Annotated in this window: 17 protein-coding genes; 7 read left to right on the forward strand and 10 right to left on the reverse strand. The window is 53.7% G+C overall.

The window, feature by feature from the left end; all coding sequences use genetic code 11:
* Positions 1 to 3: 3 nt before the first annotated feature.
* Positions 4 to 891, reverse strand: a complete 888-nt coding sequence (gene lipA, locus RHP47_RS12840; protein ID WP_286626012.1) for a lipoyl synthase — start codon at positions 889 to 891, stop codon at positions 4 to 6.
* Positions 892 to 1,063: 172 nt separating this feature from the next.
* Here lipA and RHP47_RS12845 point away from each other — a divergent pair, with 172 nt between their 5' ends.
* The 4 genes from RHP47_RS12845 (at position 1,064) to RHP47_RS12860 (ending at position 5,936) form a co-directional block, all read left to right on the forward strand.
* Complete coding sequence (locus RHP47_RS12845; RefSeq protein ID WP_286626013.1) at positions 1,064 to 2,032, forward strand: protochlorophyllide reductase; 969 nt, start codon at positions 1,064 to 1,066, stop codon at positions 2,030 to 2,032.
* Positions 2,033 to 2,035: 3 nt separating this feature from the next.
* Positions 2,036 to 2,518: a DUF3828 domain-containing protein gene (locus tag RHP47_RS12850; RefSeq protein WP_286626014.1), complete on the forward strand. Its 483-nt coding sequence runs from the start codon at positions 2,036 to 2,038 to the stop codon at positions 2,516 to 2,518.
* An 82-nt stretch (positions 2,519 to 2,600) separates the two neighbouring features.
* Positions 2,601 to 4,043 carry an NADP-dependent phosphogluconate dehydrogenase gene (gene gndA / locus RHP47_RS12855; protein ID WP_310840673.1) on the forward strand — a complete coding sequence of 481 codons (1,443 nt, stop codon included), beginning with the start codon at positions 2,601 to 2,603 and terminating at the stop codon, positions 4,041 to 4,043.
* A gap of 123 nt (positions 4,044 to 4,166) precedes the next feature.
* A complete protein-coding gene (locus RHP47_RS12860) occupies positions 4,167 to 5,936 on the forward strand; it encodes an ABC transporter ATP-binding protein (RefSeq protein WP_310840675.1) in 1,770 nt (589 codons plus the stop codon).
* On the opposite strand, the gene glgB is transcribed toward RHP47_RS12860, so the two are convergent.
* The 4 genes from glgB to RHP47_RS12880 all read right to left on the reverse strand — a co-directional run bounded on the left by glgB (position 5,933) and on the right by RHP47_RS12880 (position 10,837).
* The gene (gene glgB, locus RHP47_RS12865; protein WP_149821502.1) at positions 5,933 to 8,233 is read right to left on the reverse strand and encodes a 1,4-alpha-glucan branching enzyme; all 2,301 of its coding nucleotides are present in this window, start codon (positions 8,231 to 8,233) and stop codon (positions 5,933 to 5,935) included. The genes RHP47_RS12860 and glgB overlap by 4 nt on opposite strands.
* 83 nt (positions 8,234 to 8,316) lie before the next feature.
* The gene (locus RHP47_RS12870) at positions 8,317 to 9,408 is read right to left on the reverse strand and encodes a quinone-dependent dihydroorotate dehydrogenase (protein ID WP_190278357.1); all 1,092 of its coding nucleotides are present in this window, start codon (positions 9,406 to 9,408) and stop codon (positions 8,317 to 8,319) included.
* A gap of 56 nt (positions 9,409 to 9,464) precedes the next feature.
* A complete protein-coding gene (locus tag RHP47_RS12875; RefSeq protein WP_225901596.1) occupies positions 9,465 to 10,007 on the reverse strand; it encodes a hypothetical protein in 543 nt (180 codons plus the stop codon).
* A gap of 143 nt (positions 10,008 to 10,150) precedes the next feature.
* Positions 10,151 to 10,837: an energy-coupling factor ABC transporter ATP-binding protein gene (locus RHP47_RS12880; protein WP_149821508.1), complete on the reverse strand. Its 687-nt coding sequence runs from the start codon at positions 10,835 to 10,837 to the stop codon at positions 10,151 to 10,153.
* 63 nt (positions 10,838 to 10,900) lie between these two features.
* On the opposite strand from RHP47_RS12880, the gene RHP47_RS12885 reads away from it, so the two are divergent.
* Entirely contained in the window at positions 10,901 to 13,051 is a 2,151-nt protein-coding gene (locus tag RHP47_RS12885) for an HAD-IIB family hydrolase (protein ID WP_149821510.1), read from the forward strand.
* Here RHP47_RS12885 and RHP47_RS12890 read toward each other — a convergent pair.
* Genes RHP47_RS12890 through RHP47_RS12905 form a run of 4 tightly spaced genes read right to left on the reverse strand, consistent with a single transcriptional unit; the run spans position 13,048 to position 19,637 of the window.
* Complete coding sequence (locus tag RHP47_RS12890; RefSeq protein WP_190278116.1) at positions 13,048 to 13,200, reverse strand: hypothetical protein; 153 nt, start codon at positions 13,198 to 13,200, stop codon at positions 13,048 to 13,050. The two genes, RHP47_RS12885 and RHP47_RS12890, sit on opposite strands and share 4 nt — an antisense overlap.
* 26 nt (positions 13,201 to 13,226) lie before the next feature.
* On the reverse strand, positions 13,227 to 15,281 hold the full coding sequence (locus RHP47_RS12895) for a protein kinase domain-containing protein (protein WP_310840677.1): 2,055 nt from the start codon (positions 15,279 to 15,281) through the stop codon (positions 13,227 to 13,229).
* A 34-nt stretch (positions 15,282 to 15,315) separates the two neighbouring features.
* On the reverse strand, positions 15,316 to 17,355 hold the full coding sequence (locus RHP47_RS12900) for a putative PEP-binding protein (protein WP_310840679.1): 2,040 nt from the start codon (positions 17,353 to 17,355) through the stop codon (positions 15,316 to 15,318).
* Positions 17,356 to 17,405: 50 nt separating this feature from the next.
* Positions 17,406 to 19,637, reverse strand: a complete 2,232-nt coding sequence (locus RHP47_RS12905) for a bifunctional (p)ppGpp synthetase/guanosine-3',5'-bis(diphosphate) 3'-pyrophosphohydrolase (protein ID WP_310840682.1) — start codon at positions 19,635 to 19,637, stop codon at positions 17,406 to 17,408.
* Between the two features lie 194 nt (positions 19,638 to 19,831).
* Between RHP47_RS12905 and RHP47_RS12910 the strand changes: the two genes are divergently transcribed.
* Positions 19,832 to 20,560 carry a hypothetical protein gene (locus tag RHP47_RS12910; protein WP_310840684.1) on the forward strand — a complete coding sequence of 243 codons (729 nt, stop codon included), beginning with the start codon at positions 19,832 to 19,834 and terminating at the stop codon, positions 20,558 to 20,560.
* On the opposite strand, the gene purE is transcribed toward RHP47_RS12910, so the two are convergent.
* Positions 20,535 to 21,056 carry a 5-(carboxyamino)imidazole ribonucleotide mutase gene (purE, locus tag RHP47_RS12915; protein ID WP_286668799.1) on the reverse strand — a complete coding sequence of 174 codons (522 nt, stop codon included), beginning with the start codon at positions 21,054 to 21,056 and terminating at the stop codon, positions 20,535 to 20,537. The two genes, RHP47_RS12910 and purE, sit on opposite strands and share 26 nt — an antisense overlap.
* Before the next feature lie 78 nt (positions 21,057 to 21,134).
* On the opposite strand from purE, the gene queG reads away from it, so the two are divergent.
* On the forward strand, positions 21,135 to 22,079 hold the full coding sequence (queG, locus tag RHP47_RS12920; RefSeq protein ID WP_190278118.1) for a tRNA epoxyqueuosine(34) reductase QueG: 945 nt from the start codon (positions 21,135 to 21,137) through the stop codon (positions 22,077 to 22,079).
* Positions 22,080 to 22,086 lie beyond the last annotated feature (7 nt).

Below are 22,086 nucleotides of genomic sequence, written 5' to 3' on the forward strand. Positions count from 1 at the left end.
CCATCACGCTTCTTGGGTTGGCGCGGCATCTGCGGCATGGTAGGAGCTACGTACAAGAGGCCCCGATCGCACGTGGGAAAAGCCGAGTTCGCGGGCAATCTTGCCCAAGGTGTTAAATTCTTCAGGTGTCCAATACTTGACCACAGGCAAATGACTCAACGAGGGGGGCAGGTATTGCCCCAAGGTCAGGCGATCGCACCCCACGGCTCGCAAATCTTTTAGAGTTTGAATCACCTCTGCCTTGGTTTCTCCCAAGCCCAACATCAAGCCCGACTTGGTGGGAAGGTGGGGATTCAGTTCCTTAACCGTGGCCAAGACCCGCAGGGAACTCTCATAGGTGGCTCCGCGGCGCACAGGCCCCTGTAGGCGGCGCACAGTTTCAAGGTTGTGGTTGTAGCAGGCAGGCTGTGCCGCCACAATTTGGGCAATGCAGTCCCGTTGGCTCAAGCGTCCCCGATCCATACGAAAGTCGGGGGTGAGGACTTCAATTTCCGTGCCGGGGCAACGTTGGCGAATCGCCTGCATGGTGACCACAAATTGACCCGCCCCTTGATCAGGTAAGTCATCGCGAGCCACAGAGGTTAAAACCACATAGCGCAATCCCAAGGTAGCTACAGCAACCGCAATTTTTGCTGGTTCCTCTGGATCAACCGCAGCAGGAGCGTGGCCTTTCTCGACTTGGCAAAAGGCGCAGGCACGGGTACAGGTGGCACCCAAGAGTAAAAAAGTGGCGGTTTTTTGGGCATAGCATTCACCGCGATTGGGACAGCGCCCCTCTTCACAGATGGTGTGGATGCCATAGTGGCGCACGAGGCGTTGAACGGTGGAGAGTTCACTGGCTTTGCCAAGGGGTTTGCGCAGCCACGGCGGCAGGGGTTGGGAGATGGTCATAGAGTGGGGTTAATCCTGAAAATAGGGGAGAGGCGAGCTAGATACAAAACTTGATTAACTATCGAGTCTATTTATTAAGTAACTGTAAATGATCGCTGGGGGTGCGCCTAGGGGGCGATCGCTTCTATGGCAGGATCAATAGCGACGTTACCGCAGGTATGCCACAGAACCTATGAGTGATCAGCCACGCCCAACGGTCATTATTACGGGTGCATCCTCTGGAGTCGGATTGTATGCCACCAAAGCCTTAGCCAATCGGGGCTGGCACGTTGTTATGGCCTGCCGCAATCTTGAAAAAGCAGAGCAAGCCGCCAAAGACTTGCAGATTCCGCCGCAGGCCTACACGATTTTGCATTTGGACTTGTCCTCGTTGGCCAGTGTGCGCGGCTTTGTGGAGTCATTTCGGGCATTGAATCGCCCCTTGCGTGCCCTTGTCTGCAATGCCGCTGTCTATTATCCCCTGCTCAAGGAACCAATCTACAGTGTGGATGGCTATGAAATCAGTGTGGCCACCAATCATTTGGGGCACTTTCTTTTGGCCAACCTCCTCCTCGATGATTTGAAGAAGTCTCCCGAAAGCGATAAGCGCTTGGTGATTCTCGGCACGGTGACGGCCAACCGCAAAGAATTCGGCGGTAAAATTCCCATTCCTGCTCCCCCCGATTTGGGCAACCTCGAAGGCTTTGAAAAGGGCTTCAAGAAACCCATTGCCATGATTAACGGCAAGCCCTTCAAGTCGGGCAAGGCCTATAAAGACAGCAAGCTCTGCAATATGCTGACAGCACGGGAACTGCATCGCCGCTTCCACGATTCGACGGGGATTGTCTTTAGCTCCTTGTATCCGGGCTGTGTGGCGGATACCCCCCTGTTTCGCCACCACTTTCCCCTCTTCCAGAAGCTCTTCCCCCTCTTCCAGAAAAACATCACTGGGGGCTATGTCAGTCAAGAACTAGCGGGTGAGCGCGTCGCAATGGTGGTGGCCGATCCAGAGTTTCGCCAGTCGGGGGTGCACTGGAGCTGGGGTAACCGCCAAAAAGAGGGCCGCAAAGCCTTTGTCCAAGAACTCTCGGCAGAGGGTAGTGATGAGCAAAAAGCCCGCCGTCTTTGGGAGTTAAGTGAAAAACTCGTCGGTTTGGCCTAACTGATGCAGCGGTGGTTGCCCCTCGGCGTTAGTCTTGCCCTTGTCATCGAAACGGGGGCGATCGCTCGCCCAGCACCAGAAACAGTGGTGAGCCAGTTTTATCAGTGGTGGGTGCGAAACCAAGATCAAGGCCGCCAACGGCTTAGTCAGCAGCGAGCAGTGTTTACACCCGATCTATACCAGCAGTTGATGCAAGCCTTTCGCAGACAGCCACGGGATGGCGTTTGGCTAGACTTTGATCCCTTTTCCTTTACCCAAGTGAGTACTCAAGGGGTGCAAGTGCGCAATGTCCGGCGATCGCCCAATCATCCCCAAGTGGCGGAAGTGGATATTGAGGTTATGGCAGGTCTGCGGGGGCGATCGGGAACGCCTGTGCCGATTAAAGTACTCCTTCGCCAAGGGAGCGATCGCTGGCAAATTGATAACCTGATCTACTTGAACACGTGGGATAACCTGCGCTGTCTGCTGCGGGACATCAATCGCTAGCGAACCTTAACGTCTTCTTCCATTCCTCTGGCTGAGCTTGCCGCTATGGTGGAAGTGATCCTTGCCATTGCAGGACGGATGTATGTCACAGCAAGATTTTGGCGTCATTGGCCTCGCTGTCATGGGGGAAAACCTTGCCCTCAATGTGGAGCGAAATGGATTCTCCGTGGCGGTTTATAATCGCACCCCCGCCCGCACTGAAGCTTTCATGGCCGAACGAGCCACCGGCCGTCGCTTCAAGGCCACCTATAGTCTTGAGGAGTTTGTTGCTTCCCTGTCGCGTCCCCGCCGCATTTTGGCGATGGTCAAAGCCGGCAAACCCGTGGATGACCTGATCCAGCAACTCAAGCCGCTCCTTGAACCGGGAGACATCCTCATTGATGGGGGCAACTCCCTCTACACGGATACCGAACGCCGCGTTGCTGAAATGGAGGCAGCAGGACTCTGCTTCTTTGGTATGGGGGTCAGCGGTGGTGAAGAAGGTGCCCTCAATGGCCCAAGTCTCATGCCCGGCGGTAGTCGTGAGGCCTACCAAGCCCTCGAACCCATTCTCACTAAAATTGCAGCCCAAGTGGATGATGGCCCCTGTGTCACCTACATTGGGCCGGGGGGGTCGGGGCACTTTGTCAAGATGGTGCACAATGGCATTGAGTATGGTGATATGCAACTCATTGCCGAAGCCTATGACCTGCTGAAAAATTTCCTCGGCCTCAATCACCAGCAACTTCATGAGGTCTTCAAACGCTGGAATGAGACCCCCGAACTCAACTCATTTTTGATTGAAATTACTAGCCAGATTTTCACCTATATTGACCCAGAAACCCATTTGCCCCTTGTGGATGTGATTGTGGATGCGGCAGGTCAAAAGGGAACCGGTCGCTGGACGGTGGAAAGTGCCCTTGAAATGGGGGTGGCCATTCCAACGATTACCGCTGCCGTGAATGCCCGCATCATGTCCTCCATCAAAGCCGAACGGATGGCGGCTGCCCAAGTCCTCCCCGGCCCTGTGGCTCACTTTAGCGGCAATACTGAAGAATTCATCGGCAAAATCCGCGATGCCCTCTACTGCTCGAAAATCTGCTCCTATGCCCAAGGGATGGCGCTGATTGCCAAAGGCTCCCAAGAACTCTTTGATAATCAACTAAACCTTGGCGAAATTGCCCGCATCTGGAAGGGGGGCTGCATTATTCGCGCTGGCTTCCTGAATAAGATCAAGCAGGCCTACAGCGAAAATCCCCAACTGGCCAATTTGCTGCTGGCGCCGGAGTTTCGGCAAACCATCCTCGATAAACAGGCGGCGTGGCGGGAGGTATTGGTGGAGGCGACCCGTGCTGGGATTGCTGTGCCCGCCTTTGGCGCGTCCTTGGAGTACTTCGATAGCTATCGGCGCGATCGCCTGCCGCAAAATCTCACCCAAGCACAGCGGGATTTCTTTGGTGCCCATACCTACGAGCGGATCGATAAACCGGGAACCTTCCATACGGAGTGGGTACCGATTCAGGAGGCAGGAAAAGCATCCGTTTAAGAGGTAGGCAGTAGCGTTGGAGGCGTTGTTCCCCAAGGGGGCAATTCTTTAGCCTATCTTAAGAATTAGGCGAGTGATTTGCTTGCCCGCGATCATCCTGCACTTTGGGGAGGCCAAGAAGCCTTGCATCCGTTTTTACGACTGCTGCACCACAGCCAACGCTACCAACGCCAAGTGGGGCTTGCCTCCCTCTACTCTATCCTCAATAAAATTTTTGATCTCGCTCCCCCCGTTCTGATTGGGATTGCTGTGGATCTGGTGGTGAAGCGGCAGGATTCCCTCTTCGCCCGCTGGGGGCTGGTGACCTTTGAGCAGCAACTGTTGGCCTTGGCCGGCCTATCATTTGTGATCTGGAGCTTGGAGTCCCTCTTTGAGTATGCCTATGCCCGCAGTTGGCGAAACTTAGCGCAGCAGATTCAACACGACCTGCGCCTTGAGACCTATGCCCATGTCCAAGAGATGGATTTGGCGTTTTTTGAAGAACGCAGCAGTGGGGTGTTGCTCTCGATTCTCAATGATGACATTAACCAACTAGAGCGCTTTTTGGATGGTGGTGCCAATGAGGTGTTGCAAGTCACAACCACTGTCTTAGTCATTGGTGGGATTTTCTTTTATTTGGCGCCCAATGTGGCGATCTGGGGGATGCTGCCGATGCCCTTTATTCTCTGGGGATCCGTCATCTTTCAGCGGCGACTCGCCCCTCGCTATGCCGATGTGCGGGAAAAGGCGGGACGCCTCAATGAACGCTTGGCTAACAATATCTCAGGTATTCAAACGATTAAGAGCTTTACTGCCGAGGCTTACGAATTGGAGCGCCTGCGCTGGGATAGTGAAGCCTACCAACAGAGTAATCGCCGCGCCATTCGCCTCAGTGCTGCCTATATTCCCCTGATTCGCTTTGTGATCCTCTTTGGCTTTACGGGAACGTTGGTGCTGGGGGGCTTTGCCGCTTTTCAGGGGCGCTTGGATGTGGGCGCCTACAGCACGATGGTCTATCTGATTCAACGGTTGCTCTGGCCCTTGACCCGTTTGGGGGAAACACTGGATCAGTATCAGCGAGCCATGGCCTCAACGCAGCGGGTGCTGAATTTGCTGGAAACGCCGATCGCGATTTGTACGGGCGATCGCCCCCTTGATCCGCGCCATGTCAAAGGGGAAGTGCGCTTTGAATCCGTCAGCTTTGCCTATGCTGGGCGTGCCCCCGTGCTGAAAAATGTTAGTTTACACGTCCCTGCGGGTCAGACGATCGCCATTGTCGGCTCCACGGGATCCGGCAAAAGTACCCTTGTGAAATTGTTACTGCGGTTCTATGAGATGCAAGAAGGGCGCATTCTCATTGATGGGGTGGATATTCGCGAGTATCGGCTGCGGGACTTGCGCCGTGCCATTGGTTGGGTGAGTCAGGATGTCTTTCTCTTCCACGGCACCGTCTTTGAAAACATTGCCTATGGCAGCCCCCAAGCCACCCCAGCAGACGTTGTGCATGCTGCAAAACTGGCCGAAGCCCATGACTTTATCGATCAACTGCCCCAAGGGTACGACACGGTGGTGGGGGAGCGGGGGCAAAAACTCTCCGGCGGTCAGCGGCAGCGGCTGGCGATCGCCCGCGCCCTGCTCAAAGATCCACCGATTCTAGTGCTCGATGAAGCCACCTCCGCCGTGGATAACGAAACCGAAGCCGCCATCCAGCGATCGCTAGCCCACATTACGGCACATCGCACGACGATCGCCATTGCCCACCGCCTCTCCACCATTCGCCATGCCGACTGCATCTATGTCCTTGAACACGGTGAAATTGTCGAACAGGGAACCCACGAAGCACTCTTGGCGCAGCAGGGCGTCTATTACGGCCTCTGGCAAGTCCAAGCCGGCCAGCTCCTCCCTGAAGGTTAGGGTGTGAGATTATAGCGTGCCCGCTCCGCCGCTGTTTTCTCGCGATCCAGTTTCAAGATCAGCACCGCCAAGGGGGGCAAGCACAGATCAAGGGAGTAGCGACGGTGGTGGTAGGGCCATTCATCCGCCCATTTACCGCCCAAGTTACCCATATTGCTGCCGCCATACTCGCGGGCATCACTATTAAAGAGTTCACTATAGAAGCCATGCTCTGGGACACCAATGCGGTAGTGGCTATGGGGCTGCGGTGTAAAGTTACAGACGACAACCACAAAATCTTGGTAGTCCTTATCCCAGCGGATAAAGGACACAACGCTATGGCGGTTATCACTACAGTCAATCCACTCAAAGCCCTCCGGTTTGAAATCTTGGGTATAGAGGGCAGGTTGTGAACGGTAGAGGCGATTGAGATCCTCAAAGAAGCGTTTGGTTTGCTGGTGGGGTTCGTATTGCAGCAGGTGCCACTCTAAATCACTCCAGACATTCCACTCGCTCCATTGGGCAAACTCCATCCCCATGAACATTGTTTTCTTACCGGGGTGAGTGAACATGTAGGCAAATAAACAGCGTAGATTCGCAAATTTCTGCCAGCGATCGCCCGGCATTTTGCCAATGATGTGACTCTTGCCGTGCACCACCTCATCATGGGAGAGCGCCAGCATGAAGTTCTCGCTGTGGTGATACCACATACTGAAGGTGACATTGTTTTGGTGGAACTGGCGGAACCAGGGATCCATGCTGAAGTAGTCCAGAATATCGTGCATCCAACCCATATTCCACTTCAGGTTGAAGCCCAGTCCGCCCATGTAGGTCGGCCAAGAGACCATTGGCCAAGCGGTGGATTCCTCAGCGATCGAAAGAATCCCCGGAAAGTAGCTAAAGATCACGTGGTTGACTTGGCGCAGAAAGTTAGCTGCCTCTAAATTTTCCCGTCCGCCGTATTCATTGGGTACCCACTCACCCTCCTTGCGGGCATAGTCAAGATAGAGCATCGAGGCCACGGCATCCACGCGAATACCGTCAATGTGGTACTTGTCAAACCAAAAGAGGGCATTGGCCACCAGAAAATTGCGCACTTCGTGGCGACCATAGTTAAAGACAAGGGTGCCCCATTCCTTGTGTTCGCCCTTGCGCGGATCCGCGTGTTCGTAGAGGTGGGTGCCATCAAAGAAGGCGAGGCCGTGGCCATCCTTGGGAAAGTGCCCCGGTACCCAATCCACAATCACACCAATACCGTTTTGGTGGCACTGATCCACGAAATACATAAAGTCTTGGGGACTGCCATAGCGAGAGGTGGGGGCGTAGTAGCCAGTGACTTGATAACCCCAAGAGCCATCGAAGGGATGCTCAGCAACGGGCAAGAGTTCAATGTGGGTGTAGCCCAATTCCTTGACGTAGGGAATGAGTTTGGCCGCCAATTCGCGATAGGTGAGAAAGCGTGCCCAGGGCTTGAGTTCTGCCACCTGTACGGGTTCTTGGGGTTGGCCATCAGCACCAATGGGCGGATCCTCCATTGAGGCGTGGAGCCACGATCCTAAATGCACCTCAAAGACGGAAATCGGTTGGGTGAGGGGGTCAGTGTGGCGCCGTTTTTCCAACCAGTCGTTATCGCCCCATTCGTAGCTATTGAGGTCGGTGACAATAGAGGCGGTCTTGGGACGCGGTTCTTGGTAAAAGCCGTAGGGATCTGATTTTTCGTAGATGTGGCCGTCTTGATTCTTAATTTCGTACTTATAGTGCTCGCCCACACCCAAGCCGGGGATAAAGAGTTCCCAGATGCCATTGCCACGTCGTGCCATTTGGTGTTTGCGGCCATCCCAGTGGTTAAAGTTGCCAATGACAGAGACATTGCGGGCATTGGGTGCCCAGACGGCAAAATACACCCCTGCAACGCCATCGACTGTGAGCAGGTGTGCCCCGAGTTTTTCATAGATGCGGTGGTGATTGCCCTCGGCAAACAGATGAATATCAAAATCCGTCAGCTTTGAGGAGCGGAAGGCATAGGGGTCGTAGATCACCCGCTCGTGACCATTTTCATAAATTTTCAGTTGATAATTATTCAGTTCCGGCAGAGGAATGCGGCATTCAAAAAAGTGGGGGTGGTGAACCGGCGTCATCGGATATTCTTGCCGCTGCTCTGGACAGAGGACACTCACCCGTTCGGCATTGGGTAAATAGGCGCGTACCGCCCACACGGATTGGCCATTCTCACTGATCTGGTGACAGCCCAAAATTTCAAAGGGATCGTGGTGCTGGTTGGAAACAATGCGGTCAATCTGTTCGGGCGAAACGGTCATATTTTTATACTTTCGTAAAATATAGGGACAATACTATAGAAAAGTTAACAGTTAGAATGCTCCCCTTGACAAGGGCACAAACGCTATTTCTCTGGTTTCTCTTGATCGGCGGCGTGGGCTAAGAGTCCTTGGAGTAGCTCTCGCAATAGGCTCGGTCCTTGGTAAATCCAACCGGTGTAGAGTTGCACCAGTGTTGCACCGGCTGCTAGTTTTTCGATCACATCCTCTGGCGTGAAAATCCCCCCCACCCCAATAATCGGCAGAGTGCCTTGGGTCTCTTTGTGGATAAAGCGAATCACGGCGGTAGCGCGATCGCGCAAAGGGGCACCACTGAGACCTCCCGCCTCGGCCGCCGGCGATCGCCCCGTCTGCGGAATCATCTGGGTTTTTAGCCCCTCCCGTGCCACGGTGGTATTGGTGGCCACAATGCCGGCGAGTTCATAGGTTTGAATCAGATCAAGAATTGCCGCAATCTGCTCCCAACTCAAATCGGGGGCAATTTTCAGAAGCAGGGGCTTGTGGGAGTGATTGGCGGTTTGTAGCGTCTCCAAAATGGGTTCTAGTTGTTCCTTGGCTTGCAGATCCCGTAACCCCGGTGTGTTGGGAGAACTCACATTAATCACGAAATAATCGCCAAGGGGATACAGGCGGCGAAAACTGGCTAAGTAATCCTCTTTTGCAGCTTCCAAAGGGGTGATTTTTGACTTGCCCAAATTGATACCGATGGGAATCGTTGGCGGGGGCGATCGCTCCAAAAGGGCGGCCATGGCCTCTGCGCCGGCATTATTAAACCCCATGCGATTAATTGCTGCGCGATCGGCTGTTAGGCGAAAGAGGCGCGGACGCGGATTGCCCGGCTGCGGATACCAAGTGACCGTGCCTAACTCTGCAAAGCCAAAGCCAAAGGCCGACCAGACACTGGGGGCGACGCCATTCTTATCAAACCCTGCCGCCAAACCAATGGGATTGGGAAAGCGTAGTCCCCACATTTGCCGCTCTAAACGGGGATCTGAAAGGGCATAGCGTTGCTGAAGTTGCTGCCGCAGCCAAGTGCTCAGGGCACGATCCTGATTAAGCCACCCACAGAGGGAGATAAACTGCTGGTGCAGAAATTCGGGATCCGCCTGCAACCCAGAAAAAAGAAGTGGCCGCAGCAGGTGCCGATAAGGATCAATGGCCATTCAGACTGCCATTCCCCCACCTAAAGGGTTGAATGGTCAACCCTATGACCCTAGTCCAGATAGCCCATGAGGACGGGTGAATCATCAATGATATTAGAAGCCACAGGCCGTTCCCCAGCGGAATAATAGGTTTCAGCAATGTGCAGGCCACTGGTGGTAATCGGACGAATGCCCATCCAATTCACTGTTTCGACAATTTCAAAGTCATCCGCTGCCACGGGGCGCACCCCCATGATGTTCAGGGTTTCAACCACGCGGAAATTGGTGGCCACGATGGGGCGAATACCGGCGGAGTTGATGCTGTCGTAGATTTGCAGGCCACTGCTGAGCACAGGACGCTCGCCGGCATCTTTGATCATGTGCACCACTTGCACGGGACTGGCTTCAATGGGACGCAAGCCGGCACTATTAAAGGTTTGCCATACCACGATGTCGCTGGCTGTGGTTGTGCCTGCGGGGGCAAGAGCGGTTTTTTCGGCAAGGGAAACCATTTGACCGCTATTTTCTTTGGCGGGCGGGTTGCTGCGACGGGCGGGACGGCTAGCTTTGGCCGTGGGTTCTTCGGGAGGTGGGGTTTGAGGCGTTTCAGTCATGGCGATCGCTCCTAATGCAATAATTCAATCCTACAGGTGAATTCGTATGCAAGCATTCTATATCTCTAGTCCTTGATCATAGCAGCCCAAGAGGAGTGCCAGCGGTTTGAGAGATCCCTTTCGGTGCAGGAATGGTTGGCTTTTCAAGCGTGCAGCAGAGGCATCATGTCGCTGGGTGCCCCTTGGCCAATCACTTTGCCACGATCCAGAACAATGGCACCGTCCGCTTGCGCCAGTTCATCGAGACGGTGGGTGACCCACAGTGCGGTGATCCCTTGGCTGTTGACCAGTTGGCGTACGTAGCCCAAGAGTTCCCGCTGACTATCGGGGTCAAGGAGAGCCGTGGGCTCATCGAGCAATAGCACCCGACAATGGCGAGCGATCGCCCCGGCAATGGCTACCCGCTGTTTTTGGCCGCCACTGAGGGCATAGATGGGACGGCGTTCTAGCCCCTGTAAATTCACAGCTTGTAGGGCTGCACTGACGCGCTCGCGCACCTGCCAATAGTTGAGGGATTCACCATTGAGACTAAAGGCAATATCCGCACCGACACTGGGCATCACGAGTTGGTGATCGGGGTTCTGGAAGACAAAGCCAAGGGGTTGCTCCACATAGACTTCACCGCTTTGGGGCTGCAAGAGACCCCCCAAAATACGCACCAGCGTTGACTTACCACTGCCATTGCGGCCGAGGAGCATCCATAGTTGCCCCCGCGGGATGTCTAGGGAGACCCGATCCAGCACTAAAACCTCTGGCGACCAGCCAAAGGAGACCTCTTTGAGATGAATTGCTGGGGGGATTGCCGCCATGGGTTTTTGGACAATGCTCATGTTTTTCGGTAGGGTGAGGATGACCCCCAATTGGGTTGTAGTGCACCAAGTAAGGGAGCGGCTATGCAAGAGGGATTATACATTGTCCTCATCAGTATTCATGGTTTGATTCGGGGCAATCGCCTTGAACTAGGACGAGATGCCGATACGGGAGGACAAACGCGCTATGTGGTGGAACTGGCAAAAACCCTTGCAGCCCATCCTCGGGTGGCGCAGGTGGATTTGGTCACTCGTCTGATTCCCGATGCCAAGGTCAGTCCCGACTATGCCCAGCCCATTGAGCGAATTGGCGATCGCGCCCGCATTGTCCGTCTGGCCTGTGGTCCCCGCCGCTATTTGCGCAAGGAGGTGCTTTGGCCCTATTTAGACGTATTTGCCGATGAACTGTTGCGCCATCTCCGCCAAAGTGGACGCATGCCCGATGTGATCCACAGTCACTATGCCGATGCCGGTTATGTGGGCTGCCGTGTTGCCGGTTGGTTGGGGGTTCCCCTTGTACACACTGGGCATTCCCTCGGCCGGGTCAAGCGACAGCGACTCCTTGCCCAGGGTAGTAAGCCCGATGCCATTGAGGAGCAGTTTCACTTTACGACTCGCATTGAAGCCGAGGAGCAAACCCTTGCCAGTGCCGCACTCATTATTGCCAGTACCCATCAGGAGGTCGAAGAGCAGTATCGCCTCTACGATCAATACGATCCGGCACGGATGGCCGTCATTCCGCCGGGGGTAGATACCCGCCGTTTCTATCCAGCGCCTGTGCCAGCGGATTTGCCGTTTCGCAAGGAATTGCGTCGCTTTTTAGTCGAACCGGAAAAGCCCTTTATCTTTTGCCTCTCCCGGCCAGTACCGCGCAAGAACGTGGCTGCGTTGCTCAATGTCTATGGCACTGATCCCTTTTTACAGGAGCGAGCGAATCTGGTCTTAGTGCTCGGCAATCGCACCGATATTAGCAAGATGGAGGCCAGCCCTCGCCAAGTGTTGACCGAACTCTTTTTGCTGGTCGATCGCTATGACCTCTATGGCAAAGTCGCCTATCCGAAAACCCACACCAGCGATGAAGTCCCCGATCTTTACCGTTTAGCCGCCCAGCAACGGGGGGTCTTTATCAACCCTGCACTGACCGAACCCTTTGGCCTGACGCTCATTGAAGCGGCTGCCTGTGGATTACCGATTTTGGCCACAGCGGATGGTGGGCCGCAGGAGATTCTCCGTCACTGTCGCAATGGGTTGCTCTTTGATGCCCTTGATCTAGAAGCCATTCGCAGTGCCCTGCATCAAGCCTTTCAGAGTGACAGCCAGTGGCAGACTTGGGCAGACAATGGCCTGAAGGGGGTACAAGCCCACTACTCTTGGCGCAGTCATGTGGAGATGTATCTGCACGCCCTTGCTCAACTGGCGGAAAAATCAGTCTTGCCCGTGTTGAGTGTGCAACGCCAACCGGCTCAGTACCAGAGTAATAAACTGCCAACGACGCTGACACGGAACCGCCTGCTCACCCTCGAACGCCTGTTGATTAGTGATATTGACAATACCTTGATTGGCGATCGCCCTGCCCTTGAGCGACTCTTAACGCTTCTGCAACGCCGTCCTGAAATGGGCTTTGGGGTGGCAACGGGGCGTCATCTCGAAATTACCCTAGAGGTCCTCCATGAATGGGGCGTGCCGATTCCCGATGTTTTAATTACGTCCGTGGGCAGTGAAATTCACTATGGCCCTCACTTGGTTCCCGACACCAGTTGGCAGCAGCACATTAGCTATCGCTGGGAACCCCAACGGGTCAGAGACACCCTCGCCGATGTGGCAGGCCTGACGCTGCAACCCCCAGAAAATCAACGCTCCCACAAAATTAGCTACAACGTGGACACTGCGGTTCTCCCCAGCATTACCCCGGTCTTGCGTTTACTGCGACAGCAAAAGCTCCATTGTCGTCCCATTTTTTCCCATAATCAGTTTTTGGATATTTTGCCCCTGCGTGCCTCCAAAGGCGATGCTCTGCGCTATCTTGCCCTCAAGTGGGGCTATCCTCTAGACAAACTGTTGGTGGCTGGGGACTCTGGCAATGACGAGCAAATGCTGACGGGGAATACCCTTGCTGTTGTTGTGGGCAATCACAGTCCGGAATTGGAAAAGTTGCGCGATCGCCCCCATATTTACTTTGCCCAAGGTCACTATGCCCAAGGGATTCTCGAAGCGATTGAACACTATGGCTTCTAACAAAAAGCCTGCGATAACGTCAAACTAGAAATGCCCTTGGCGCGGTAATTGGCAAGAATCTGAGCCAGTGCCTCCACTGTCGGTTGTCGCGTGGGATTGAGTTGGGGATTGCTCTGCATTGCTGGGTTGAACTCCGTGCCATCGTGCATCAGCCAGTGACTCCCACCCTAGCACGCTAGAGCGCTTGGGTTCTTTGAATTAGCCATTCGCCACCAACATTGACTAAAGTAAAGCGTAGCGTTTGATAAAAATCTTGACCAGAGTTCATTACGTAGTGAAGACTTGCATCAACAACGGCTCTACCTGAAGTTAAACCGACAACTTCAGTACTATAAACATCAACGTACTGCACTTTAGTCCACCAATCAATGTATGAACCATATCCGTTGGGGTGGGTTGAAGAATCATTTTGTAAAGAACTGGTCAATCGATACCACGCTGCCTCGTAATTGCCAGCGTTAATCAGAGCATAGTAATTTTCAACAAAAAGGCTGGGATCAGGGAGCAGTTCCGGGTCAAGTAGGACGCGTTCGCTAGCACTTGCAGGGGGTGTGGGCGTAGAAACAGTTTCTGGAGTTGGCGATGGAGATTCAATAGGTAGCGATTGGCCAGGAGTTTCTGCGACTTCGGTAGGGGAATTGGCTAGGGAGGGAGGGCGGGGTTCTAGGCGGTTCGACAGCAAAATTACAGCCATCGCTGCCAACATACTCCCAAAGGCAATCACAAGTGAGCCGAGAATGAGCCACGGTGCGAATGATGACTGAGCTGTGGGTACTGGTTGAGTCCCAGAGAAGGGTTGTCCTGTAGGCGTGGTAGAGAGGGGTAGGGGTGTGACGACAGGTTCATGAACAATACTGCCTGCCTCAATCATCCGCCAATGTTGATCCTGGCGCTCAACCCGTGCTGGCCTCAGCAATTGCCCTGACTTTTCACTGGGGTGTTGGGGCAACGTTCGCCGAAATAGGTAAGGATCGAATTCCCCCTTGTGCAAGGGAATAAGCCAGGACTGTTGATTGACATCTGTGATTACTAAATAGCTGGGATGAGCAGCACACTCAGTAAAAATGGCACCCTCCCTTTGAGAACCTGCAGGACGAACCGGTGTTCCATAGTTTTGCAGCTCTAACCAATCGCTATGCAAACGACTGTTGTACTTCTCAAGCAGCCAGTTGACCGACGGCGCTAAGTGAGGTGGTGGAGACTCCTCAGTAACCACTGTTGTTTCTAGCACCTGCGTCTCTAACGTTTTTTTTGTTTCTGTCTCTGCATCCGCTAGGGCAGCTTCGACTTCCTTGGCGGATTGATAGCGATCGCTGGGTGCAACGGCCAGCATCTTTGCCAAAACATCGCGAAATGTTGGTGTGATTTGAACATACTTTTGCCAATTCCAAGTGTGATGGTAGTTATCAAACAATTCCTTGGGATCTTTGCCCGTGAGTAAGACAATACAGGTCACTGCTAGGGCGTACAGATCGGAACTCGGAAAAACCTGCTCACCTCTGACTTGTTCTGGTGCGGCATAATGCGCTGTATAAATTTTTGTATGCCCCTTCGCAACTTCGGTAACACGGGAAATCTCCTTGACTGCACCAAAGTCAATGAGGTAAAGGCGACGCTGCCCCGGAAATTTACTGTTCTTTGCCGATTGGCGAATAATGTTTGCTGGCTTAATGTCTCGATGAATGGCTCCTTGATCATGAATGTACTGCAAAACAGGTAGGAGCTCTTTCAAGACCTCACGAACTTCCTCTTCACTCAGATAACCGCGATGGGCAAGTTCACACTCAAGCGTATCGCCATCAATAAATTCTTGAACCAGATAAAAATAGTTTTGTTTTGCTTCGCCTGTGCTGCTGCTCACCCGCTCCTGAAAGAAGGCAAATAAGGTAGGAATTTGGGGATGTTCCCCCAACTTTTCTAGGAGTCGTGCTTCTCGCTTGAATAAACTTTCTGCTTTTTGCAAGAGGGCTGGATTTGAGGTTTCCACTTGGAGCTGTTTGATCACACATTGGCGCTTGGCGGGCGTATCCAAATCCCGCCCTAGGTAAGTAATACCAAAGCCCCCTTGTCCCAACAACTGTTGGGCAACATAGCGCCCCCGCAAAATCAAGGGCATGCCGCAGTTGGCGCAGTACTTTTGGCTAATGGTATCCACCAACACATCCCCCTCTAGTTCAGGCAGGTCATTGTGGGGATAGGAACACTGGGGGCGGGTGCAGTAGATAAGCATGATTTTACATCAAGAAGCACCAATTTATTCACGATTAAAACTGATCCAACACTTGGGTGACAACCTCAGGACCCACAGAAATGCCGTCAATCCCCAAATCAATTAACCACGGCAGCCAATGGGGATAGCGAGCGGGGGCTTCGCCGCATAGATGGCATCTTAAGTGATGGGCTTTGGCCTGTTGAATCAATTGGGCGATCGCCTTTTTCACAGCGGGATGGTCTTCATTGAAGTCTGGCAGTGTGGTTTCGCGATCAATGCCCAACAGCAGTTGGGTCAGATCATTGGTGCCAATGGTGATGCCGGCAACGCCAAGGTTGGCCAGATCAGACAGTAAAAATAGAACGGCAGGCACTTCGGCCATCACCCACAGTTCCACACCCGCCTTGGCTGTCAAACCATGCTGTGCAAGAGCCTTTTGACAATAGACCACTTCACTGACACTGCGGACAAAGGGAAGGATAATGCGCAGCGGGCAGGCTTCTAAGCGGTGGGCGATCGCCAGTGCTGACAGTTCCAAATGAAATAGCTCTGGACAATGGGGATAGCGACTCACCCCTCGCAGTCCCCAATCCGTTGCGGGTTCAAACTGATGTCCCCCCAAGAGTTGGCGATAGTCGGCTGGCCGTAAATCCAATGTGCGATAAAAGAGGGGACGGGGGGCGATCGCCCGCATAAATTCACAGAGGTGCTGTACCCAGCGATCGCGCAATTCCTCTGCTTCTCCATGTTCTAGCCAATGACAGGGATGGCGATGATCCAAAAAGGCCAACAACATCAACTCTGAGCGCAATAGACCAATGCCATCACAGGGGAGCGATCGCAATACCCGCAGGGCACTGACTTGACTGACATTTACCATGACCTGCAACGGCAACCGCTTGACCGTCGGGAGTGAGGGCGTTTGCGGCGAGGGGGTCGCCACCACGGGCAATGGCTCTGGGGGCAGTTGATAGATAGACCCCCGATGACCATCTAGAAACAGCGTCATTCCTGAACTAATCTGCTGAGTCGCATTTACCACACCGACCACCGCTGGCCGTCCCAATTCCCGCGCCAGAATGGCACCATGACTGGTTAAGCCCCCCTGCTCACAAATCACACCAACCGCAGCACTCACGAGGGGCAACCAGTGGGGCGGAATACTTTTGCTCACCAAGATCTGCCCAGCAACAGCCGCAGGAGCACAGGGGTCTGTAACCACAAGGGCAGGGGCGATCGCCTGCCCCGGCGCAGCGGGTAGCCCTTCAGCTATGAGGGTGCGCTCCACGGCCTGCGGCAAGGGCGCCAGCGGCAGAGGCTCTGGCAAACACTGTCCCCACCAAACCTGTGTCTGACTGCGATGCCAAACCCAGAGATGGGACGCCGACCCGCGACAGGCCTGCTGCAAGTATTGTTCCTCTGCGGGCGTCAGCTCAATTCCCCTTGGGGGCAAAGGAATGCCGTGATGGGGTAGGGCAACCCCGCTAGCGATCGCCTGGAATGTTGGATCACTCCCTGTCCACCAGCCTGAGGCAACAATGGTACTCAGAGGGTAGAGTAAAATCACTACTTTGAGCCGACAAAAATCCCATCCCTGCTGCCAATAGGTATAGAGATTCTTGGCTTCAACAAGAGCCGCAAAGGCCGCTTCGAGCGCCTGATGACACAGGGGTAAACTGGGATGATGTAACACGGTTCCACGGCCTAGCCCCCAAGGTAAGTCCACCGCTTCCTGCCAAAGATAGGTGGTGAGAACAAGATGACTCTCTCCCCCCTGTTGTTGCCAAAAGTGATGACAAGCAGCAAAAATTGTTTCTAATTCCCCCACATCCAAAGGGGGTAATTCATGGGTCATTTCCAGTGCCAGTGCCCTGAAATCCGCCGCATTGGGGGGCACCTCTTGCCAGCGATCGCAGGCCGCTTGCCACAGGGGAATGACGCCAGAGCGTAACTGTTGCCAGACACTGGTGGAAATCAGCCAGACAGGATGAGGCGGTGGCAAGATTTTTTGCGCCTCTTGCAGGGCAACCAATGTTGGGGAAAGGGCTTCCGCTGGGTACTGTTGTAGGGATTCCAGAAGGAGTGATGTCACAAATGCGTTTCCTTAATCGTCCTTGGGGGTTTGGGAGCGGACGATCCGACCTAGGGAGAACTCACTTCCGTGTGCTGACGGCGACGAATGTTGAGGACATCAGTGATTTTTCTAATTTGCGCCAAGAGATGATCCAACTGCTTTGCATTCACAATATCAATACACAAATCAATAATCGCTGTGCGTCCCGGATCTGTGTGGACATTGGCTCGTCGCACATTAATTTGATTATCAGTTAAACGGGTCAAAATATCCTTAAGAATACCAACGCGATCAATCACCTCAATTTGCACATCCACAGGGTAGGTTTGGGGACGGCGTTGATTGACTTTTGTGTTCCAACTCACGGGAATCAGGCGATCGCTCGACACCGACTCTAGGTTGCTACAGCCCTGACGATGAATTGAAATACCCCGACTCCCCAGCGTCACCACGCCAATAATCGGTTCATCGGGCACAGGACAACAGCAGCCAGCAATGTGATAAACCAAGCCCTCCACTCCAAGAATCGGGGAATCACTGGGTTTCGTGCTGGCGGGTACACGGTTAACAGGGGCAGATTCTGACGGCAGTTCCGGTGGGGTTGTCTCTGGACGCGCTAGGGTAATTGCCCGCAGCCGATTCACCACCAGATTCAGCGTAATTTCGCCATAGCCCAAGGCGGCCACTAAATCATCGACACTTTGGTAGTTGCTGCGCTCTGCCACCTGTTGCATCTGCGGTGACTTCAGAAGGGCTTCTAGACCCGCTTTGCCCAGTTCCTTCTCCAGTAATTCCCGTCCCCGCTGCAGGTTTTCATCGCGGCGCGATCGCTTGTACCACTGCCGAATACGATTGCGTGCCGTTGTGGTTTTAACAAAGTTCAACCAGTCCAAACTGGGGTGGGCAGTTTTCTGGGTGATGATCTCAACAATGTCGCCATTGCGCAGTGGTGTATCCAAGGGCACTATCCGACCATTCACCCGTGCCCCGGCACAATGATTCCCGACATCGGTGTGAATATGGTAGGCAAAGTCGAGGGGCGTCGCCCCCTGTTGCAGGGCAAGGACGTCCCCTTGGGGCGTAAAGACATAGACCTCCTTATCAAAGAGATCATCGCGAATGCTATCGAGATATTCTTGGGCATCCTTGAGGTCATTTTGCCAATCCAGCAGTTGCCGTAGCCAAGTGAATTTTTGATCGCGAGCACTCCACTGTTGCGGTAAGGAATGACCTGTTTCTTTATACTTCCAGTGGGCGGCAATCCCATACTCAGAGACATGGTGCATCGCCAATGTGCGAATTTGCACCTCCAAGGGGCGCCCCCCAAGACCAATAACCACCGTGTGCAGCGATTGATACTGGTTGGGTTTGGGCAAGCTGATGTAGTCCTTGAACCGCCCTGGCACAGAAAGGAAACAGTCATGGACGACCGCAAGGGCACGATAGCACTCATCCTTTGTGGCCACCAGAATGCGAATGCCCGCCACATCATAGATTTCATGGAATTCTTTTTGCTGCCGCATCATTTTTTGATAGATGCTATAGAGGTGTTTGGGACGGCCACTAATTTCTAAGTATCCAAAGCCCATTCCCGATAAGCGGTCATAGAGAATTTGAATCGCCTGCTGCAGTTGTGCCTCGCGATTAGCGCGTTTTTCCGCCACCAGTTCCTGAATGCGGCGGTAGGCTTCTGGCTCTAAATACTTAAAGGCTAAATCCTCTAGCTCCCACTTGATCCGCCAAATCCCCAAGCGATTGGCCAAGGGGGCAAAGACATCACGGGTTTCTTGGGCAATGGCACGGCGGCGATCTTCCGGTAGATACTCTAGGGTGCGCATATTGTGCAGGCGATCGGCCAGCTTGACAACGATGACTCGAATATCCTGTGCCATCGCCAAAAACATGCGTCGGAAACTTTCCGCTTGCCGCTCCGTCTTACTGGAGAAGTTAAACTTCGAGAGCTTGGTGACCCCCTCCACCAGTCGCCGCACCTCGGCACCAAAATTGGCTTCTAGCTCCTCTGCTGTAACAGCGGTATCCTCAATCACATCGTGGAGAAGCCCCGCCGCCAAAAGAGCAGGCCCGCCGCCTAGATCCCGCAGAATACTCGCCACTGCCACAGGATGGGCAATGTAGGGTTCCCCAGACGCCCGTCGCTGTCCTTGGTGTAAGTCGTAAGCAAATTGAAACGCTCGACAGACTAAATCATCCCCATTCTCAGGATCTGGATTTCGCAGGCACGTCGCTAACCAATCGGGTAATTCAATATCAGTCGGCAAGCTAGGTGCAAAAGCGTTCATAGCAGCAGGCGATCGGGAAAGCAGCACAGTGAATTCGAGTACGTACATTCTAGTTCAATTTCATGCCTATCGCGCGCATCCTGATCGTAAAGACGTTCCTAAACCCTCTCAAGTTTTACAGCTAGGGATTGTTCAATTTTGATCTCCTTTAACATAAAAATTAAGGACTTTAATCAGCAAGGGGGAAGCGTATCGTGGGGGTCTCACTCACACCAATGACACGGCACTACATTCTGCGTTTACTCAATCAAGGAAGCGATATTTTTGCCCTCGCCGGTCAAAGTTTAGAGAAAGCAGTGGGCGATCGCGAAGCGTGCCCTGTGGGCAATCGCGGGAACGATATTCTAAATCGCCTAGAATCCCTTGCCCCCTCAGAATTAGCAGCTGTAGAGATGATTGTGCGCCTCCACCGCTCCCTCAGCAACGAGGGGAATGAGGAGCCTCACCGACAGATGCAATTAAAAAGCCTTGAGGAAAAACTATGGCGGATTTTGGGTATGGACTGCCCCTCTGAGAGTCCTCAAGCTGCGCCTAGGGAGTCAGTCATCCCTGTCAAAGAGCAGCCATCTTTAACGGTGGCTCAAGCCCTCGATCACTTGAACCGCGTCAGTGAATTAGCCCAAAAATACCTTGGCAAAGTCATCGTCGCGAATTACTGGCGAGCCTGCCGCCCTTCTAGTAGTTGGTTTGCTGATTTTGTTGTTACCGATGATGGCTACATCACCTACCACGGGTCGTTAGGGACTGGGAAGACTCTTGTGAACCCAACTCAACAGCAGCAGTTGGAAACATGGTTAGTGAGTTTTGTGGATCAATGTCGCCGTATTCTCCCCCTCTTTAGACAGGATCTGCAAAAGGCAAGACTCTCGGGTTCATCCCTAGAACCTGAATCAGAGATTACTGCTGTTGCAGATAAGCGCTAGCCCCCAGTGTTTGCAGTTTTTGATTCTTGGCGGTCACAGCGGCGGCCAACTCTTGACGATAGGCAATCACTTGCTCCAGCAGCTCTGGATCGTGACTGGCCAATAGTTGAACGGCCAATAGACCTGCATTTTGAGCATTGCCAATGGCAACCGTCGCCACGGGAATTCCAGCTGGCATCTGCACAATGGAGTAGAGGGAGTCCAGCCCCTGCAAATGGCGGCTCGGTACAGGTACGCCAATCACGGGTAGGGGGGTTAAGGAAGCAATCATGCCGGGCAAGTGAGCAGCGCCACCGGCACCCGCAATAATGACTTTCAGACCCCGCTGATGGGCATTTTGGGCAAACTCGACCATGGCAAGAGGCGTGCGGTGAGCTGAGAGAATCGCCACTTCATGGGGAATGCCAAAGCGTTCACAGATGGCGATCGCCCCCTGCATGGTTGGCAAATCCGAATCACTGCCCATGACAATGGCAACCAGCGGCATCTCTGACATCCCTCTTTCCTACTCCCTCAGCAAACGGTGCAACCTCATCCTACAGCCCTTTTCACAGGAGCGAGATATTATTTCTCTATGATTACTGCTGCTGCGATTAAGCAATTTGCCCATCAGTTGGGGTTCCATCGGGTGGGGATTGTGGATTTGCGCACCTATACCGATGACCATCCTTCTGGGGTAGCTGCCCTACAACGCTGGTTAGCCCAAGGCTTCCAAGGGGAGATGGCGTGGATGGCCAACCCGCGGCGACAGGAGATTCAAGCCGTCCTGCCGGGAGCGCAATCAGTGATTTCCGTTGCCCTCAATTACTATCAGCCTGATCCAGAGCCACCCCCCAAGGTGAAAATTGCCCGCTATGGGTGGGGACGGGATTACCACCGGGTTCTGGGAAAACGCTTGCAAGCCCTAGGCCAATGGCTGCAGTCGCAGGTACCTGAGATGGACTACCGTTGGTATGTGGATACAGGCCCGGTACAGGACAAAGTGTGGGCGGAGCAGGCGGGAATTGGCTGGATTGGCAAGCACAGTAATATCATTTCGCGGCAGTATGGCTCCTGGATTTTTTTGGGAGAGTTAATCACCACGTTGGAGTTGCCGGGCGATCGCCCCCACACTAATCACTGCGGCACCTGTACCCGTTGCTTGGCCGCCTGTCCCACCGGCGCCATTGTTGAACCCTATGTGGTGGATGCCAACCGCTGCATTGCCTACCACACGATCGAAAGCCGTGCCCCGGAAATTCCCCCCGCCATTGCTGCTCATTTAGAAGGATGGGTTGCCGGCTGTGACATTTGCCAAGAGGTGTGTCCTTGGAATCAACGCTTTGCTCAACCCACGGATGTGGCCGACTTTGCCCCGCGATCGCCCCTCTTGAAGACTTCTCCAGAGGAACTCGCCACCCTCAGCGATGTAGCATGGGATGAACTCACCCGTGGTTCTGCCCTACGGCGAATTAAACCCGCCCAATGGCGCCGCAATGCCCAAGCGGTGCTGTCTGCCAATCGGTATGATGAAAAATGATTCAATG

Origin of the sequence: Thermosynechococcus sp. QKsg1, from assembly GCF_031586415.1 — a bacterium.
In the GTDB taxonomy this organism is placed as follows: domain Bacteria; phylum Cyanobacteriota; class Cyanobacteriia; order Thermosynechococcales; family Thermosynechococcaceae; genus Thermosynechococcus.

Coding starts and splice junctions, on each gene's coding strand:
- RHP47_RS12885 (WP_149821510.1), top strand. CDS start 10,901: ATGCAAGAGGGATTATACATTGTCCTCATCAGTATTCATGGTTTGATT.
- gndA (WP_310840673.1), top strand. CDS start 2,601: ATGTCACAGCAAGATTTTGGCGTCATTGGCCTCGCTGTCATGGGGGAA.
- RHP47_RS12895 (WP_310840677.1), bottom strand. CDS start 15,281: ATGCTTATCTACTGCACCCGCCCCCAGTGTTCCTATCCCCACAATGAC.
- lipA (WP_286626012.1), bottom strand. CDS start 891: ATGACCATCTCCCAACCCCTGCCGCCGTGGCTGCGCAAACCCCTTGGC.
- glgB (WP_149821502.1), bottom strand. CDS start 8,233: ATGACCGTTTCGCCCGAACAGATTGACCGCATTGTTTCCAACCAGCAC.
- queG (WP_190278118.1), top strand. CDS start 21,135: ATGATTACTGCTGCTGCGATTAAGCAATTTGCCCATCAGTTGGGGTTC.
- RHP47_RS12880 (WP_149821508.1), bottom strand. CDS start 10,837: ATGAGCATTGTCCAAAAACCCATGGCGGCAATCCCCCCAGCAATTCAT.
- RHP47_RS12905 (WP_310840682.1), bottom strand. CDS start 19,637: ATGAACGCTTTTGCACCTAGCTTGCCGACTGATATTGAATTACCCGAT.
- RHP47_RS12875 (WP_225901596.1), bottom strand. CDS start 10,007: ATGACTGAAACGCCTCAAACCCCACCTCCCGAAGAACCCACGGCCAAA.
- RHP47_RS12845 (WP_286626013.1), top strand. CDS start 1,064: ATGAGTGATCAGCCACGCCCAACGGTCATTATTACGGGTGCATCCTCT.
- RHP47_RS12890 (WP_190278116.1), bottom strand. CDS start 13,200: ATGCACGATGGCACGGAGTTCAACCCAGCAATGCAGAGCAATCCCCAA.
- purE (WP_286668799.1), bottom strand. CDS start 21,056: ATGTCAGAGATGCCGCTGGTTGCCATTGTCATGGGCAGTGATTCGGAT.
- RHP47_RS12850 (WP_286626014.1), top strand. CDS start 2,036: ATGCAGCGGTGGTTGCCCCTCGGCGTTAGTCTTGCCCTTGTCATCGAA.